The 16,587-nt window shown below is 62.0% G+C and carries 19 protein-coding genes; 4 read left to right on the top strand and 15 right to left on the bottom strand.

The window, feature by feature from the left end; genetic code table 11:
• The first annotated feature begins 33 nt into the window (after positions 1-33).
• Positions 34-804, top strand: coding sequence for a hypothetical protein (locus C479_RS15170; protein ID WP_049907431.1), 771 nt, complete (start codon positions 34-36; stop codon positions 802-804).
• 38 nt (positions 805-842) lie between these two features.
• Here the strand turns inward: C479_RS15170 and C479_RS15165 are convergent, their stop codons facing one another.
• Together C479_RS15165 and C479_RS15160 are read right to left on the bottom strand one after the other, a co-directional pair.
• Positions 843-1,532: a YqjF family protein gene (locus C479_RS15165; RefSeq protein WP_007704549.1), complete on the bottom strand. Its 690-nt coding sequence runs from the start codon at positions 1,530-1,532 to the stop codon at positions 843-845.
• 272 nt (positions 1,533-1,804) lie between these two features.
• Complete coding sequence (locus C479_RS15160) at positions 1,805-2,776, bottom strand: phosphoadenosine phosphosulfate reductase family protein (RefSeq protein ID WP_007704546.1); 972 nt, start codon at positions 2,774-2,776, stop codon at positions 1,805-1,807.
• Positions 2,777-3,060: 284 nt separating this feature from the next.
• Between C479_RS15160 and C479_RS15155 the strand changes: the two genes are divergently transcribed.
• Both C479_RS15155 and C479_RS15150 read left to right on the top strand, forming a co-directional pair.
• A complete protein-coding gene (locus tag C479_RS15155) occupies positions 3,061-3,717 on the top strand; it encodes a hypothetical protein (protein WP_007704543.1) in 657 nt (218 codons plus the stop codon).
• A 186-nt stretch (positions 3,718-3,903) separates the two neighbouring features.
• Complete coding sequence (locus C479_RS15150; RefSeq protein WP_007704540.1) at positions 3,904-5,112, top strand: aminotransferase-like domain-containing protein; 1,209 nt, start codon at positions 3,904-3,906, stop codon at positions 5,110-5,112.
• A gap of 182 nt (positions 5,113-5,294) precedes the next feature.
• Here the strand turns inward: C479_RS15150 and C479_RS15145 are convergent, their stop codons facing one another.
• The 4 genes from C479_RS15145 to C479_RS15130 form a co-directional block, all read right to left on the bottom strand.
• A complete protein-coding gene (locus tag C479_RS15145; RefSeq protein WP_007704537.1) occupies positions 5,295-5,495 on the bottom strand; it encodes a helix-turn-helix transcriptional regulator in 201 nt (66 codons plus the stop codon).
• A 6-nt stretch (positions 5,496-5,501) separates the two neighbouring features.
• Positions 5,502-5,900 (bottom strand): hypothetical protein, encoded by a 399-nt coding sequence (locus tag C479_RS15140; protein WP_007704534.1) that lies wholly within the window; start codon positions 5,898-5,900, stop codon positions 5,502-5,504.
• Positions 5,900-6,136 carry a hypothetical protein gene (locus C479_RS15135; RefSeq protein WP_007704532.1) on the bottom strand — a complete coding sequence of 79 codons (237 nt, stop codon included), beginning with the start codon at positions 6,134-6,136 and terminating at the stop codon, positions 5,900-5,902. The genes C479_RS15140 and C479_RS15135 overlap by 1 nt, the downstream gene beginning before the upstream one ends.
• Positions 6,137-6,488: 352 nt before the next feature.
• Positions 6,489-6,743 carry a hypothetical protein gene (locus C479_RS15130; protein WP_007704528.1) on the bottom strand — a complete coding sequence of 85 codons (255 nt, stop codon included), beginning with the start codon at positions 6,741-6,743 and terminating at the stop codon, positions 6,489-6,491.
• 548 nt (positions 6,744-7,291) lie between these two features.
• Between C479_RS15130 and C479_RS16170 the strand changes: the two genes are divergently transcribed.
• Positions 7,292-7,612, top strand: coding sequence for a hypothetical protein (locus tag C479_RS16170; RefSeq protein WP_152415930.1), 321 nt, complete (start codon positions 7,292-7,294; stop codon positions 7,610-7,612).
• Between the two features lie 53 nt (positions 7,613-7,665).
• Here C479_RS16170 and C479_RS15125 read toward each other — a convergent pair whose 3' ends face one another.
• From C479_RS15125 to C479_RS15085, 9 genes are all read right to left on the bottom strand, one after another.
• On the bottom strand, positions 7,666-8,247 hold the full coding sequence (locus tag C479_RS15125; protein WP_007704526.1) for a DUF7110 family protein: 582 nt from the start codon (positions 8,245-8,247) through the stop codon (positions 7,666-7,668).
• A 182-nt stretch (positions 8,248-8,429) separates the two neighbouring features.
• Positions 8,430-8,777 (bottom strand): glutaredoxin family protein, encoded by a 348-nt coding sequence (locus C479_RS15120; RefSeq protein WP_007704525.1) that lies wholly within the window; start codon positions 8,775-8,777, stop codon positions 8,430-8,432.
• Between the two features lie 805 nt (positions 8,778-9,582).
• Positions 9,583-10,257: a bifunctional 4-hydroxy-2-oxoglutarate aldolase/2-dehydro-3-deoxy-phosphogluconate aldolase gene (locus tag C479_RS15115; RefSeq protein ID WP_007704522.1), complete on the bottom strand. Its 675-nt coding sequence runs from the start codon at positions 10,255-10,257 to the stop codon at positions 9,583-9,585.
• 5 nt (positions 10,258-10,262) lie between these two features.
• On the bottom strand, positions 10,263-11,552 hold the full coding sequence (locus tag C479_RS15110) for a mandelate racemase/muconate lactonizing enzyme family protein (protein WP_007704519.1): 1,290 nt from the start codon (positions 11,550-11,552) through the stop codon (positions 10,263-10,265).
• A 119-nt stretch (positions 11,553-11,671) separates the two neighbouring features.
• On the bottom strand, positions 11,672-12,325 hold the full coding sequence (gene gfcR / locus C479_RS15105; protein WP_007704515.1) for a transcriptional regulator GfcR: 654 nt from the start codon (positions 12,323-12,325) through the stop codon (positions 11,672-11,674).
• A gap of 107 nt (positions 12,326-12,432) precedes the next feature.
• Positions 12,433-14,271 (bottom strand): acetyl-CoA carboxylase biotin carboxylase subunit, encoded by a 1,839-nt coding sequence (locus tag C479_RS15100; protein WP_007704512.1) that lies wholly within the window; start codon positions 14,269-14,271, stop codon positions 12,433-12,435.
• A 115-nt stretch (positions 14,272-14,386) separates the two neighbouring features.
• Positions 14,387-15,154, bottom strand: coding sequence for a hypothetical protein (locus C479_RS15095; RefSeq protein WP_161607183.1), 768 nt, complete (start codon positions 15,152-15,154; stop codon positions 14,387-14,389).
• 386 nt (positions 15,155-15,540) lie between these two features.
• Positions 15,541-15,990 carry a hypothetical protein gene (locus C479_RS15090; RefSeq protein WP_007704506.1) on the bottom strand — a complete coding sequence of 150 codons (450 nt, stop codon included), beginning with the start codon at positions 15,988-15,990 and terminating at the stop codon, positions 15,541-15,543.
• A 228-nt stretch (positions 15,991-16,218) separates the two neighbouring features.
• Positions 16,219-16,587 (bottom strand): hypothetical protein, encoded by a 369-nt coding sequence (locus tag C479_RS15085; RefSeq protein WP_083893873.1) that lies wholly within the window; start codon positions 16,585-16,587, stop codon positions 16,219-16,221.

Here is a 16,587-nt window from a genome sequence, read left to right as displayed (position 1 = left end):
AAGTTTACGGTCCGCCGGTCGCAGGGACTGGATATGGCAACCCGCACGCGGAGCAGAAACCGTACCGGCATTATCGGTGCGGTGATGCTCGATCTCGCGATGTTACACGGCTCGTGGATGGAGGTGTTCTTCCCGCGCCAGCGCGGGCGCGGTCACTCGGTGATGGGTAAGTGGAAACCGGAGACGCTTCCGCAGGCGCTCGGTTACTATAGCTGGTACCTCCTCGGAGCGCTCGTCCTTCTCTGTCTGTATCCGCTGGCCGTCGTCGGACTCGGTACTCGATTCTACGCCTCGAAGCTGGATTCGACCGTCACGCGACTGGGCATCGCCGGCATCACCCTCGTCGCCGTCGTCGTCTGGGGACTGTTGAGCGCGCTCGCGTACCTCCAACTCGAGTGGGAACCGTTCGTCGCCATCGCGGCGGCGAGTTCCGTCGCCGTCGTCTCGACGGCCATCGCCGCCACCACCTCGAAGTACGGCGGTCGCTGGCTGTCGGTGCTGATCGCCTACCCGTTCGCGATGACGGCGATCTTCCTGCCGCCGGTCGCCGCCGCACTCGTGACGCCGTCGCTCGAACCCTACGTCCTCGAACCGAGCTACGACTTCGCCGCCTGGCTCCTCAACAATGTCCTCTACGTCGGTGGGATCAGCGACTACTTCCGCGACAACTTCGACCTCGAGGGCGCCGCCTACGCCGCCATGTGGTTCGGCTTCGCCGTCACCTCCGGGTGGCTCTTCGGCATCCTCGTCTCCCTCGCAAACCTCGTCCGCCCGTCGCCGGACGACGGCGACGACGAGTCCTGAGCCGACGACGTCGGCCGCTGCGATCGACGCCGCATTTTCTACACCGAGTTACTCCGCGAGGCGATCACGTCCAGGCCCGGACTGTAGTAGTACGTGGGCCCGGCATTCGGTGTCTCGAACCCGTGCGCAGAAAATAGCGTGTTCCGTTCGATCGTGGCCTCAGCCGGGGAGAGCGTCCACGGATCGTGGTCGACGTCCGTGTACCGGAGCGACCCGTCCTGCGCCTCGGTGTAGAATCGGTAGCGCTCGACCAGAAACGCGGCGAACGGCTCCTCGGGAGCCGAAAACGGGTCGCCGATCGGCCGGTACGTTCCCGCGTATCGGGCGGGGCGAGCCCCGGGATGGTGCCGGCGACTCCGGAACCAGATTCGATCGTCGACCCGCTCCAGCGAGATGCGCGCGTAGAAGTACGGCAAATGGTGGAAGAGACGGGCTCCGAGAACGCTCGCGATACCCTGCGCGTCGAGACTGAAGAAGTAGACGCTCGGAACACCGGCGTGCGTGACGTACGTCCTGACATTGAGTTCCGGCAATCGGACCCCGAGCGATTCGGGGACGCCCTTAGGGCGAACGGCGACGTTGGTGAACGGCACGATCGAGAGCCACGCCGAACCGTCGTACACGTCGGGTGCCAAACCGTCGGGGAGATGGGCGTCCATCACGGCCGGTTCGATCGGCCAGTTCTCGAACAGCAGGTGGCGCCACCCCATCGCCAGCGGAACGACCATGGAGAGACTCAGTCGTTCAGATAAAAATCACTTTGCCACGAACGAGCAGGTCACAACGACCGACGTCTCGCAGGTGGGCAGAAACGAAGAGTTCGAAACAGGGGACGGAAAACGCACGAATGGTGAAGGGGAAATCTTCGGGGGTGAGCGAAGCGAACCGTAGTTCAGCGCGTTGTACCGCCGGAGCGGAAGGAGTCCGCGGAGGCGGCCTTTTTCATCGAAGTTTTTGCGCCGCGTGGTGCGCGAAGCGCACCCAAGGCGGAAAAAGTTCGTTACATGTATCCGAGGTCACGCAGGCGCTCCATCAGGTCCTCTTTGTCCTGGGCGCGGCCCGCGCGCTCGGTCGTGTTGGCCATGTCCTGCAGCCAGGCGGGTTCCTCGTCGGATTTCTCGGTGCTGACCTCGCTGCCGAGTGAGCGGAAGCCGGCGAAGTACTTGGGCGAGACGGGGATGTCGTCCTGGGTGAGGCCGTTGGGCAGGTCGTCACCGCTCTGGGGCACGTAGCCGTCGTCGGGAAAGTCGGCCACGGTGTCGGGGACGACGTAGTGCCAGAAGGCGTCCCAGACGGCGGGTTCGTCGAACTGCAGGATCGGCTGGATGCGGTCGTGTGGTGGGTAGATGTCGGGATCGTGACGCGGCGAGAAGAACGTCTCGTCAGCGCGGGCTTCCTGTTCGTCCCAGCGGACGCCGGAGATGACGCCGTCGATGTCGTGGGTTTCGAGCGCGTCATTGAGCGCAACGGTCTTCAGCAGGTGGTTGCCCACGTAGGTGTCGAGCAGGAAGGGGAAAGTGTCCTCCTCGTACTCCAGGATCTCACGGACGTGGTGGCGATTGTGCTCCGAGAGGTCGGAAATCGGGATGTCGTCGCCGGGTTCGAGATCGTGTTCCTCGACGTACGCGCCGACGTCCTCGTTGCGTGCGTAGATGACCTCTAGGTCCCACTCGTCGGCCCAGTGGTCGACGAAGTCGTGGATGGCGTCGAAGTGCTGGTAGTGGTCGATGAAGACCGCCGGCGGCAGGTCGAGGTCGTACTTCTCGGCGACTTCCTTGATGAAATAGAGGGTAAGCGTCGAGTCTTTACCGCCGGTCCACATCACGGCAGGGTTGTCGTACTGCTGGAGGCCCTCGCGAGTGACGTCGATCGCCTTCTCGATCTTGTCCTGCAGGTCGGAATAGCTCTCGGGCGATTCGTCCGTGCCGTCTTCGTAGTCGACGTCGACTGTGATCTGGGAGTCGCTGGCCATGTGCGTAATTAGATGTAATTAACGGATGTAAATCCTCGGGTTTGCACGTCGCAGGTTCTCCTTCTCATCTCACGGAGAAAACCCTGTGGTGCCGTCGCACCAGCTGTAAAACGGCGACGTGCTCTCCAGATTTGGACGACTCGCATGGTGTGGACGCGTAGGCGGTGTCGGTACCGAAATCGAGAACCGACGGCTATCGGACGGCAATGATAGCCACCCTGACTGATAGGCGAGAGAGACAGTCAGGCGCAAAGTACTTGCCGCTGTGAGCGAACGTCTCCGTCATGCTCGACCCACTGGTCGTCGCGCCGATCGGGATCGGGATCGTCCTCCTGTTCGCCGGCGCGACGCTCGCACGATACGGCGTCGCCCTCATGGGTGCCTTGCTCGGTGCCGGCGGTGGCTACCTCGTCGCACCGTCGATCGCCGGCGCAGCCGGTGTCGGGACCCCCGCCGCAGCCGCAGTCGGCATCGCACTCGGCATCGTCGTCGGCGTCCTCGTCGCCCACATGCTGCTCTCGCTCGCGATCGGGGCGATCGGCTTCATCGTCGGGACGTACTTCGGCCTGACCGCCCTCGCGCCGATCCTCGTCGACGGCGCATGGTACGTCGAGATCGGGGTTGGCGTCGCCATCGGTGCTGCCGTCGCCCTCGCCGGCATGACGCTCACCAACGTGACGATGATCGCCATCACGTCGTTCATCGGTGCCGCCCTGGCCAGCCAGTCGCTCACGTTCGAGGCGATCGCCGAGGCCCAGTCCTCGACGAGCGTCGATCCGCTGCTGTTCGAGACCACCGAGCCGGTCTTCCTCGCACTGTTCGTCGTGGGGATCGCCCTCCAGATCGGCCTACTCAAACTCGGCTACGCCCGGAAATTCGTCGGCGTGCTCCCCGGCGCCGGCGGACGCGGCAGTCGTAACGAGTCGAGTACCGACGGATAACCTCGGTCTGCACGCTGACACCGTTTTTCGCCGAACGAAACCATCGTCGCTCTCCATCGAGATCGATCTGGTTGGGCCGAACGAGCACGAGGCCGTGTTAACACGACCGAGTCGCTCCGCAGGAATCAGTCTAGACCGCCGGGATGGGTACGTTTTTGCGTCGGTCGATCGTTGCTCGGACAACGAATGCACGACGCAGTCCCTGCCGGGACGGACCTGCTCACACCGCAGGCCCGGTCGACACTCGAGCGTTCCGCGTACGGCAACTGGCGCGAGATCGCCGAGGCCGACGCGGTTTCGCTCGCGTTCGGCTTTCCGTTCCCGGAATCGTTTCCGACCGACGAGCTGGCCCGCTCCGTCGAGGCGGTCTTCGACGCCGAAGGCCCACAGGCGCTCCAATACGGCGGTGGCCAGTACGCGGCGCGACTGGAATCGTTCGTTCGCGAGCGCGAAACGGCGCGCGGGATCGACCCCGCGGAGACGGACGTCCTCCTGACCAACGGCGCTACGCACGCCATCGACAGCGTCTGCCGGGCGTTCCTCGAACCAGGTGACGTCGTCGCCGTCGAACGGCCCACGTTCATGGGGTCGATCAGCGTCTTCGAGAACTTCGGGGTCGAGATCGACGGGCTCGCCGTCGACGATGCGGGGATCGACGTGGAGGCGCTCGCGGATCGACTGGAAACCAGGCAGGCGGCGGGCGAATCCGCCCCCACACTCCTCTACACGATCACCGACTTCCAGAACCCGACCGGCGCGACGCTCTCGCTCGATCGCCGGAAGCGCCTGCTGGCCCTCGCCGACGAGTACGACTTCGTCATCGTCGAAGACGGCGCGTACACCGATCTCCGGTACGATAGCGAGTCGATCCCGCCGCTGGCCGCGCTCGACGACTCGGGGCGGGTGATCCGCGTCGGCTCGTTCGCGAAGACGATCGCCCCGGGCGTCCGCCTCGGTTGGCTCGTCGCCCCCGAACCGATCTGCGACGCGATCGACTCCCTCGCCGCCGGCGGAACGAACACCTTCACTCGGAGCGTCGTCGGCCACTACTGCGACGCCGGCCACTTCGACGACTCGCTCCCCGTCCTCCGCGAGGCGTACGCCACGCGTCGCGACCGATTGCTCGAAGCGCTCGACCGCCACCTGCCGCCCGAGGCCACCTGGACCGAACCCGACGGCGGCTTCTTCGTCTGGGTCGAACTCGCCGATACCGTCGACACCGACGAGTTACTCGCCGACGCCATCGACGCCGGCGTGACCTACCTCCCCGGGTCGATGTTCTACCCCGACGACGGTGGGTCGAACACCCTCCGGCTCTCCTTCTCCTACGCCGAGCCGGACGCCTTCGACGGGGCCATCGCCTCGCTCGCGGATGTCGTGGCGAGTCAGTCGTAACGTGGATTCAGTTTACTGTCCCGTAGTTTGTACTGCGGTTCGGTGATTTATCGAGAGACATGGATCAGGGGTGCCGTACAGATGCGGCCTCGAACGAGGATTCCGTGGGTGTCGGGTGCTGGCCAGCTCATGAAAGGGTATCCGACGTCCGTCCAGTTCCCCACGTATTTGCCACCGACAGACTAGTTGTCGATAGCTGGGTCGAATATGTCCTCTATTGAACAGTCGAAGTAGTTCGCGAGAGAAAAGGCGAGTTCCAACGACGGATCGTACTTCGATTTCTCTATCGCATAGATCGTCTGCCGACTTACATCGACTGCATCCGCGAGCTCTTGCTGGGTAATTTCCCTCTCTGCACGTTTGACCCGGAGATTGTTGTCCATATTCCGTTAGAGACGCTGATAGACTTCCGTCCCACCCAGCACGGCAAATATCGTCCCGACAGCTGCTAACGCGAGATAATCGATCTCCGTTGGGGTGCCAGTATCCGTCGCCGCATACCCGACATACATCGTTAGGATCGAGACGAGCAGGACGATTCCAGTACCAGCTAGCGCAAGATCGATATTCTGCATGTCACGCTCATCAACCACCCCTGATTCCGCACGCCGGGACTGCGCGAGATAACCGAGGTTAGCGAAGAGAAGGAGAACTGCAGGGAGCACGGTCAAATCTGCGATTGTTGGGTTTGCAAATGGCTCACCGAGCAGTAACCCAATAATGGGATAGAGGAGCGATGTGACTACGAATAGAAGCAAATTGTATTTTAGTGGTAGTATCCTCACCATCAGTTGTCCCCTCCGTTGGCGGCAAATTCTTCTGCGATAATGTACGGGAGGTTGACGGTCCAGCTGATGATCGCACAGGCAATCATCACCACTATGGCCCCGATGAAGAGCCAGAAGGTGTTGCCTTCCACCATGAATTCCGGCGCGATGAATCCCGACGCGATAATGACGCCACTAACAGCTGCTGCCACCAGCACGAGAAGGGCACTGTACGCTTTTCGTGGGTTCTCGACCATACAGCACCCTTTTGACTGCACCCACATGAATGTTAAGGAAGCTTTGCAAAATGAGAGGGTTGCTTAACATGGCCTCACGCAACTGTTCTCCGCCGAGAATGCGTGAACACTCCCACCACGACAGATCGAACGGAAGTCACCATTCGGGTCGAACCAACGGAGAGGAAGGTTCCGACCCGAAGCACGCGGGCGAGCATATCGACCATTCACCGACGACGATTCCGAGTCGAGTCCGGCGTCGACGACTGCCGTCTCACCCCCGACGGAGAGCCGGACGGCAGAAAAATCGGCGGCGAGAAATCGGATCGAAAACGCAGATCACAAGTGCCGGATCAGTGGTCGAGCGGCGTGATCACTCGCCTCCCGACCCGACACCCCGTCGCGGTCGCGATTTCATCCAATCTGAGAACTCGGAGAGGTTCATCGCGGCCGCACAGTCCGGACAACAGTACCGCATCGAGGGCCGATACTCACGAGCCAGCGCGTCCGGCGGCTCGACATCGACGCGGAACAGCTGTGATGGTGCCACGTCCCGATCACACCGATAGCACTCCCGGGCGGGAGTCGCGTCGCCGGTCCCGTCGCGCGTTCGCTCGACGGATTTCATCCGAGCACCTCGCAGTTCTGTGGATCGAACTGATCGACGTGACTCGGCCCCCCATCCCAAGAAGCTGAAGTGAGCGACGGGTAGCGATACGACTCTCTAGGCAACGGGCGTGCGAGACCTTTTTGTCTCGATGGTGTGTTTCGGAACATGGCGACCACAATCCCATGGTGGGGATTTGGAAGCCACGTCTCGGGTGTTACAGCACCCGGGGCACTTTCGTACCCTTCGGACGGGGCTTCCGTCTGCATGATTGACGTGAAGGATAATATAGTTACTGGTTAGAAGGTGGAATTAATGGAGAAGTCACGAGCCCATCAGTCGCATTCGATCTAGAAGGCAATTCACGGTGGGACACAACGGCTGGTCAATATTGGAGAAGCTATCCACTGATGAGTCAGCTAGCATTGCTAATCCCCAAGGCCAAACTAGGTTCACGCGACGGTTCACTAACCGCCATATAGATTTGGGTAGTGATCGCGCCGTTCTCTCAAATAGTGGGCGTAGCAAACGAGGGGTATCTACTTATCCGAATAACATAAGTAATTGATATGGACGAATGGCTGTTGCGTGGCTTTCTTTTGGTTTTCGCGGTACAAGTGCTGGGTGCGGTTCTCGTCTATTTTGATGCACACCGGCAAAATGTGAAGCAACCAGTGATTTATATGTCGTTTGTGTTGACACCTGTTATTGGCCTGATAATTGGGTTTGGATACCTGTTTGGACGAAAATCGCTCCCTCGATGGCCTGAAAATGAAACACCCGCCCAGTCGGAAAACCGAACGCAGATGAAGACAGAGGTTGCCTATTTTTTAGGAATTCTGGTCCTCTTCGCTAGTATCGGAATCGTGCGGTCTGGATACCTCTCATAGAGTGGACTGAGGAGACAAGTACGAGATAGCACCTAACCGCTACGAGGCCACCCTCAGTCGCTGATGAATTTGTTGTCGCGCCAGTTGACGCCGCCGGACTGGCCCGTGCTGTCGCGGGGGCCTTCGACGACTTCGACGTCCGCCGGGCGGACCTCGCTGTCGACGATCCGGGTGGCCTCGAGATCTCCGTCGTGGTCGGAGATGGCCGTCAGGGTGCCCTTCTCGGACTGCTGGGCGATGTCACAGAGGACCTGGAACATCTCGTACTGGAGGAGGGAGTTCTGGAGGACGGTCTCGCGATCGCCCTTGAACGCTGCGTACTCGACGAGTTCGGACTCGATCTCCTCTTCCTCGTCGTCCTCCCAGCGAAAGGCGTTCCGGCGCTCTTCGGGATCCTCCTCGTAGACCCGGTTCTCCACCACGCTGGCTTTGAGCTGGGCCGACGGCGTGTACTTACTGACGCTTTCGTCCTCGGCGTCCGCCTTGAGGATGAGCGTGTTGTTACGCCGCGTGAGTTCGACGTCGGCGATCCCGTCGGGGTAGGTTGCTTCGTCGAGGTGATCGTGGAGCTCCTCGAGGGGCAATTCGAGCGTCGAGTGGAGACGATAGACGTGGCCGGATTCCTCTGTTGACATGGTGAAAGTTCGTGAGTGCTCGCTTGCGGGATACTACGAGGGCCGCGCTTAAATGACCTGCTGTTCGATACCGCCTCGTGCAGATCGGATGAATCACGACGACGGCAGCGTGTTTACCCAGCAAACACCGGGATGCTGACATCGCCGATCAGTGACGATCTGGATAACTGCGCCCAGCAGGTCTACGCCGCGTTGACCGTCTCGGCAAGTTCGCCGCGCTCGTGCAGTTCCTCCAAAATGTCGCTCCCGCCGACGAACTCGCCGTCGACGTACGTCTGGGGGATCGTCTCCCAACCGCTGTGGGCTTCGAGCGCCTGTCGGTACTCGTCTAACGACTGGAGCACGTCGACAGTCTCGATGTCGTCTCGGTGCTCCGAGAGGAGCCCCAGCGCCTTCCGGGAGTACCCACACTGGGGCATGAGCTCCGTCCCTTTCATGAAGAGGACTACCTCGTTTTCCGCGAGCGCCGTCTCGACCTGTTCAGTGACCTCGTCCTGATCGAGTCCCTGATTCGGTGGGAAGTCGTCCATATCCCATCTAAGAGCACTCAGCCGCATAGGGCTTGCGACCAAACTTTTCCCTTGCGTGCGGTCGCTGACGGGACCGCACTCGGGAAAACTTTGATGAAAGGCCTCCTCCCTCCCCGCCAGCCGCGCGAAGCGCGGCTTCTGGGTCGGTCGTCGGCCCGCTCTCCCGTCGGTCGCTCGCGGTGAGTGCTGTCGGCAAACCCCTCAATCGCAGAATCAGGATCGGCCACACCAGCAGTTCCCCTCACACGCCTTACACCGGACAGCAATGGTAGCTGGGTCGGTCAGTACGGAAGTAATTCAGCCGTTACAGTTCTGGAAGGAGGCATCTGACTGGTGTCAACCGGTCGCGATCCAGCTGTCCACGCAAAGCGATCGAAGTAATGGAACGGGGGAGTCCCTGTCGGGACCCTTCGGATATAAGTCTGATACCGCCGCGGTACGTACAGGTGGTTTACTCCTCACCATAAGAACCAACGTATCGGAAAACAATCCAAAGAGAGGTTGCACTTGCAAATAGGAGAAATAAGATTCCAGCCACCCAGCTTATATCAGAAATATACCCATACATACCCCCCATGACGCCTCTAGTGGCTATTAGCAGAACGACGAGAAGAGCGAAGACGAAAATAAAGCCGAGCCTCGTTCTTGTGTTCGGATTATCCGCACCCATGTTATAGAATGTTCATCGACATTACAATAGTTCTTTCCCTGTTAACATTGTGCGTATAGAGAGCGTCCGTTTCTCGCTACGACGTGGCTGGAGAAGAGGATATCAACAGCGCTAACCGGGACCAAATCGGGATACTTACTTCCCACGGGCGTCGGCGACTTCGTCGACGAATTTCTCGGCGCGCCGTTCCAGCATGTCGAAGTCACCTGATTCGATCGCGTCCCCGTCTACCAGATCGCCACCGACACCGATCGCACACGCGCCAGCGTCGATGTAGGCAGCCGTGTTCTGCAACGTGACGCCGCCGGTGGGGATCAAATTCACGTCACCCAGCGGGCCGGCGAGCGCGGAGAGGTGCCCCGGTCCCACGCTACTGGCGGGAAAGACCTTCAGGACGTCCGCCCCGGCCTCAATCGCCGTCACGGCCTCGGTGGGAGTCAGGACACCGCACATCGAGAGGACGTCGCGTCTGTTGCACGTCCGGACAACCTCGGGTGCGGTGTGGGGCGTGACGACGAACGAGGCACCGGCGTCAACGACGGCGCTCGCCGTCGCCGCGTCGAGAACCGTCCCCGCCCCGATCACCGCGTCCGTCTCGGCCAGTTCCGCCCGGAGCCGCGAGACCTTCTCGGCCGCACCGGGATCGTCCGCCGTGATCTCGATCCCTAGCACGCCACCGGCCACGAGCGCCTTCGCGACCGGAGCGACGGACTCGCGATCGACCCCACGGAGCACGGCGACAACGCCGCTGTCGACGATGGTGGCGAGCGGCTTGTCGCCAACGCGGTCTGAGGTTGGGAGGAAGCTCATCCGGATCAGGCCTCGTCGAAGAGTTCCTCACCCTCGACCATGTGCTCGGACACGACGTCCAGATCGAGCGTGACACCCAGCCCCGGCTCTTCGGGGATCTCGATGTACCCCTCCTCGATGACGGACTCCTCGACCAGCTCCGCCCACAAGTCGAGTTCGTAGGAGTGAAACTCGACGGCCAGCGTGTTCGGGATCGCCGCACCGACCTGGGCACTGGCCATCGTCGCGACCGGCGAAGAGACGTTGTGCATCGCGACGGGGACGTAGTGCAGATCGGCCAGGTTCGCGATCTTCACCGTCTCGCGCATCCCGCCGACCTTGGGCAGGTCCGGCGCGACGATATCCACGCCGCCCTCCTGGAGGAGGCGACGCTGCCCGTGCGTACGATAGACGTTCTCCCCGGCCGCGATCGGCGTCGTCGTCGACCGCGTCACGTCGCACTGGACGTCGTGGTTCTCCGGCGGGACGGGATCTTCGAGCCACCACACGTCGTACGGTTCGAGCGCGCTCGCCAGCCGCTTCGCGCTCCCGGCGGTGAACGACCAGTGACAGTCGAACGCGACGTCCGCCCGGTGGCCGACCGCCTCGGTGACGGCCTCGACGATCGAGCGCTTGTGCTCGATCTCGGCCTCGCGCAAGTGCCGATTCGCCCGATCCTTCTCGTGACCGGAGGGCACGTCGAGGTCGAACTTCAGCGCGTCGTAGCCCAGTTCCGAGACGACCCGTTCGGCCTCCTCGGCCTGTGCCAGCGGCTCGGCGGGTTGAGGTTGTGCGTCCGTCGCCGCCTGCGTCGGTGGCCCATCTTCTTCCCCACCCTCGACGTGGCAGTCACAGTAAACGCGGACCGCGTCGCGGTACTTGCCGCCGAGCAGCTGGTAGGCCGGCACCTCGAGAATCGTGCCGGCCAGATCGTGCAGCGCCACCTCGATGCCCGAGATCGCGGTCACCGTCACGCCGCCGATCGACCCCTCGCCCGACATCCGCTGGAGCAGGTGCTCGGTCAGCCGATCGACGTCGAGCGGGTTCTCCCCGCGGAGAAACGGCGCCATGCGCTCGATCAACTCGGGCGCTCCCGCTCCCCAATAGGCCTCGCCAGTCCCGACGATGCCGGCGTCCGTGTAGACCCGGACGAGCGTCCACGGGAAGTTGCCGTCGACCATCGTGGTCTGGACGTCGGTGATCTCGACGTCGCGACCGCCGCCGCGCTTCGCGATGATCCCCATCGACTCGGCCGCCAGATCGCGCATCGTGTACTCGGCGTTCGGATCGTGGAGCCCGCGATACTCGATGCCCATACCACCCGAACCACTCGGACGGTTGTAGCCTTTGGTTCAGTGTTCGTGATCAGTTCTCCTAGGAGAGATTCAGAATCGAGAGGAGATCTGAGCAGGCTAATTCGGTGCACGTGGACACCTCATTCAGTTTCGTCCCGCCCGACGCTGATCACCTGCAAGAGCGAGTACACCGGCACCCCTTCGAGTTGGTCGACCCCATGTTTGTCCGCCAGCACGACGCACGAGAGCGGCTCACCGCCTTCCTCACGGATCGCCTCGATCGTCTCGGTCATCGTGGTGCCGCTCGTGATCGTGTCGTCGACGACGTAGCACTCCCGATCCCTGATCCCGGCGAAGTTGCGGCTGAACGTGCCGTGGAGCTCGGCGATGTCGCCTTCCTCCCACTGGTGTTTCGCCGGCGTGTAGGTCGCCAGATCGGTCTCGAGTTCGCGAGCGACGAGTGCCGCGATCGGTCCGCCAGCTTTCTCGATGCCGACCGTCAGGTCGACGTCCTCCCCGTGTTTCGCGAGGAGATCGGCCATGGCGACCGCGATGGCGTCCAGTCGGCGCGAATCGCGCCCGATGGCCGACCAGTCGACGTGGATGTCCTGCGGTCGACCGGCGTCCGCCCGTTCGCTCGGCGCGTCGCTCTCGGGCGTCTCCATCCCACTTCGCTCGACCAGCCAGCTGGCCGTCTCGCGAGAGACGTTGAGTTCGTCCGCGATTTCCCCCCGTGAGAGTCCTTGTTCGGCGAGTTCAGCCGCCCCCTCGATAAGGTCGTCGACGTTCTTCATGCGACCGGCTACATCGCGCACGCTCAAAGGGCTAACACGGACCGAACAGAGGAGACAAAACGGCCGACTGACCGAGATCGGCAACACTGAACCGGCGGTCCGAAGTCTTACTCCAGTACGACCAGCGTGTCGCCCATGTCGACGCTGTCGCCCTCGGAGATCGGCACCTGACTTACGGTGCCGCCGATGGAGGCGACGATGTCGTTTTCCATCTTCATCGCTTCGAGCACGACGACCACGTCGCCGGCCGTGACCTCGTCACCGTCGCCGACCTCGACGGAGAGGACGGTCCCCTGCATCTCGGCGGTGACAGACTCGCCGTCACCGGCGACTGCGGTGTCGTCCCCGCTGGACGCGCCGTCACTCCCCGTCTGCTGGGGTGGGCGCTGAGCCTGGCCCCCGCTTCCACCGCCGTTCGCCAGCGGCGCCGCACCGCGTTCCTCCAGATCGACCTCGAAACGCTTGCCGTTGACCTCGACTGTGAACTCGCGCTCGACGACATCGACGTCGTCGGCGGACGCGGACGGCTCGTCCGGCCCCCAGCGCTCCTGAGCGTCTTCGAAGCGGCTGCGGTCTGCCTCCTCGTCTAAGTACTTCGTCGTGTGCGTGCCCTCGACGAAGCGCTCGTCGGTGCACATCAGCCGGTGGAAGGGGACGATCGTCGTCACGCCCTCGATGTCGTACTCCGCGAGCGCGCGCTGGGAACGGGCGAGACACTCTTCGCGGTCGGCTCCCCAGACGATGAGCTTCGCGATCATCGAGTCGTAGTCGGTGACGAGCTCGTCACCCTGGCGCATCGCGTCGTCGACGCGAACGCCGACGCCGCCCGGCGGGTCGTAGGTGGTGAGGGTCCCACCGGATGCGGGCTGGAAGTCGTTCGCCGCGTTCTCGGCGTTGATCCGGAACTCGATCGCGTGGCCGTCGATCTCGACGTCGTCCTGCCCGAAGGACAGCTCCTCGCCGGCGGCGATCCGGAGTTGCCACTTGAGGATGTCGATGCCCGTGATCTCCTCGGTGACGCAGTGTTCGACCTGGATCCGCGTGTTGACCTCGAGGAAGTAGAAGTTCGCGTCGGGGCCGAGCAGGCCGTCGCGGCCGGGCTCTTCCTCGACGAGGAACTCGACGGTCCCGGCGTTGGTGTAGTCTGCGGCGGCGACACCGCGACGGGCGGCCTCGCCGATCTGTTCGCGCAGTTCGTCGGAGAGCGCCGGCGACGGCCCCTCTTCGACGACCTTCTGGTGGCGGCGCTGGAGCGAGCAGTCCCGTTCGCCGAGGTGGCGAACGTTGCCGTGGTGGTCGGCGACGATCTGGACCTCGATGTGTCGTGGGTTCTCGAGGTAGCGTTCGAGGTAGACCGAGTCGTTGTCGAAGTAAGCCTCACCCTCACGCTTGGCACTCTCGAACTGGTCTGCGGCCTCGTCTGCGCTCTCGACGACTTTCATCCCGCGACCGCCACCGCCACCTTCGGCCTTGATCGCGACGGGGAAACCGTGTTCCTCGCCGAATTCCTCGACTTCCTCGGCCGACTCGACGGGATCGGTCGTCCCCGGGACGATCGGGACGTCCGCGTCGCTCATGATCGTCCGCGCCTTGGTCTTCTCGCCGAGCGACTCCATCGCGTCGCTGGACGGCCCAACCCAGGTGATCCCCTCCTCGTCCTGCACCTTGGCGGCGAACTCGGCGTTCTCCGCGAGGAAGCCGTAGCCGGGATGGATCGCGTCCGCGTCGGCCTTGTGCGCGGCCTCGATGACGGCCTCGTGATCGAGATAGGAGTCCGCCGCGCGCGCCGGACCCACGTTGTACGCCTCGTCGGCGTAGCGGACGTGCCCCCCGTTCTTGTCCGCCTCGGAGTAGACTGCGACTGTCTCGACGCCCAGTTCCTCGCAGGCCCGCATGACCCGCACCGCGATCTCGCCGCGGTTTGCGACTAGAACCTTCCGGAACATTCCTGCTCGGACGGTCGCTCGGGGCGTACCTTACTTTTTCGCAACGGAGTCGGGACGACGAACCCACGCACAGCCCCCTCAAAGAAGACGATCCGGACAGCGAACGAGTTGACGGTCACCCCGCCGACTGATTTCCGATTTCGGTTCGCGCCGTCTCGATCCACGTCGGCTCCGTCGGACCTGACTCGAAGACTGATAGCTGGCGAAGGGTATACGTCAGCTCGACAGATACCTCGTCAGCACGATAGATTGCACTGTATAGCGTTTCTCCTTCGAGCGTTGCCGCCGTCAGATAGCCGTCGGCAGAAAGGGTGAGTCGGAACGAGACGTTCTCGTACCGACCGAGGTGGTCAGTATGCCCCTCGAGGACGTACGGCTCGCTGGTACGCGGGCGAACAATCACCGTATCGACCGCATCGTACGCCCGCTCTAGCGGAAACGGTGGGTCGGGACTGACCCCCTCATCTGTCACCTCAGCGTAACGGACAGATCCTGCGCCCGACTCCCGGACGACGGACAGCTCGTCGTCCGACCAGTAGTCTGTCCGGTTCACGTTCGAGGCGGTCGCAGTTGGGCCCCTACGGACGATCCGTTCACGGGCAGGGTTGCCACCTGCTGCGACGATACTCGTCCCGTTCTCGTACGAGAGAACGGATCCAGAGCCGTCCGTGGCGGTCTGTTTCCACTCCATTCGATACGCTTTCCCGGATAGCTCGTCGTGTTGGGCGGCCAGAAGACTACTGTTCGTGACCTCGGCTCCGGAGAGGCCAGGAAGGAGTGCGAGATCGGCTGGGTCGGTGGATGGAGATTGCTGATCGCTTCCGACGAACCCACCGCAACCAGCCAGCATCACGACGACAACAAGAGCCACGACCGCCCTCATAGAACGATCCACTCACACCGACCCCGGTCCGAAAACGTACGCGTGCTCGGGTTCTCCCCTCCGGTTAGTACGACCGTGAACCCACATCCGTCGGTCGATATGTTACCAACAGTTGGGCATAAATATACTGCAATCAGCGCCCTCCGAAACTAGGACGGTCAATAACGGTCCGAGTTGTCCAAAACCCGACGCCACGGCTCAGAATCGATCTGTCCGGCCAGCGGCTGACCAGGGGTCTCTAGGTCACCGCTTCGCTCCAAATTGTGTAAACAGCTGGTCGCGAGCCGCTGGCGGAATCGTGGTTCCAGATATCCCCCATATAATTTGATAAATAACACCACTAGAACGTGCCGTAACGGAATTTATGATTGTCTTTGTTCAATCAATTACACTTCAGTGTATCCGACATCTACTGCAGGTCCATCAGTAATAGAAACGCTAAACGGGTTATGTCCTGTCGGATACGCATGATGGGTAGCCGAATCGCTATCGGCCTCGATTTCCCCAGTAACAAGAATCTCCGTTCGTTTCTCGATGTCCATATCGAGCATGTACTGTGTCTCCACTCCCTTCGGTTCCGTCCTGACCGTCTCAGATACCAGTTCGCGATCCGTCTCGGCAGCGTGCGCTTCGATAGAGACAGCCACCGAGGAGGTTGACATGTTCGAGACATCGATGTAGGGCAGACTTTCGCTCGTCGTACTATCGTCTGTCAGGCAGCCTGCGACGGCCCCCGCAACAAACGGGGTAGTCCCCAACAGATACCCGCGACGGCTATAGTGTCCAGTCATTCGTTTGTCGTCGGGCAGATAGGCGGGCAGTTCGGCGGCGTCCACTCGCCATCGGAATATTCTGACGAGAGCCAGAGCGTACTCATCTATGTTATTTTGTATTGGTTTTACTATCACTAATAGTTTCTGACGGACCGAACGTGCCTACACTTAAACATTTGGGACAAATATACCGATAGTGCAAGCGACAATCTATACTATTCCCCAATAATACCCTGCAAAACGAGCTATTTGACATCTATAAGCGAAGAATCGTAACGAATGAGGTGTGGGTTAAAACCGGTCACGTCGACCCGCGGCAGTCCACGGATCCATTGGCGCCGCTGTCGGAACGCGTGAGGACCGTTCGCCGAGCGCATCCAATCGTCCAGCGAACGCCCAGCGCTCACCGTCCCACGTCTCGTCCGGTCCGTCCGCGGCCGCTGCGGCGAGTTCACGATCGCGCAGGTGCGCGCCGATCGCAACCGCGATGGCCGCGGTCTCGGCCGGTGTAGCCGACGGCGGAACGGAGAGCGAGACGTCGCCGTCGAGAGGGAGGTCGATGGTGGCCGCCGTGTCCCCTGCGTCGCGACGATCATCCGTCGACGCCTCCGCCGACTCGTCCGTTCCGTCGTCGGACACTGGGGATTCGTTCTGACTCAT

The sequence above is a fragment of the Halovivax asiaticus JCM 14624 genome, assembly GCF_000337515.1.
GTDB classification, from domain to species: domain Archaea; phylum Halobacteriota; class Halobacteria; order Halobacteriales; family Natrialbaceae; genus Halovivax; species Halovivax asiaticus.
This window is presented reverse-complemented; position numbering and strand designations above follow the sequence as displayed.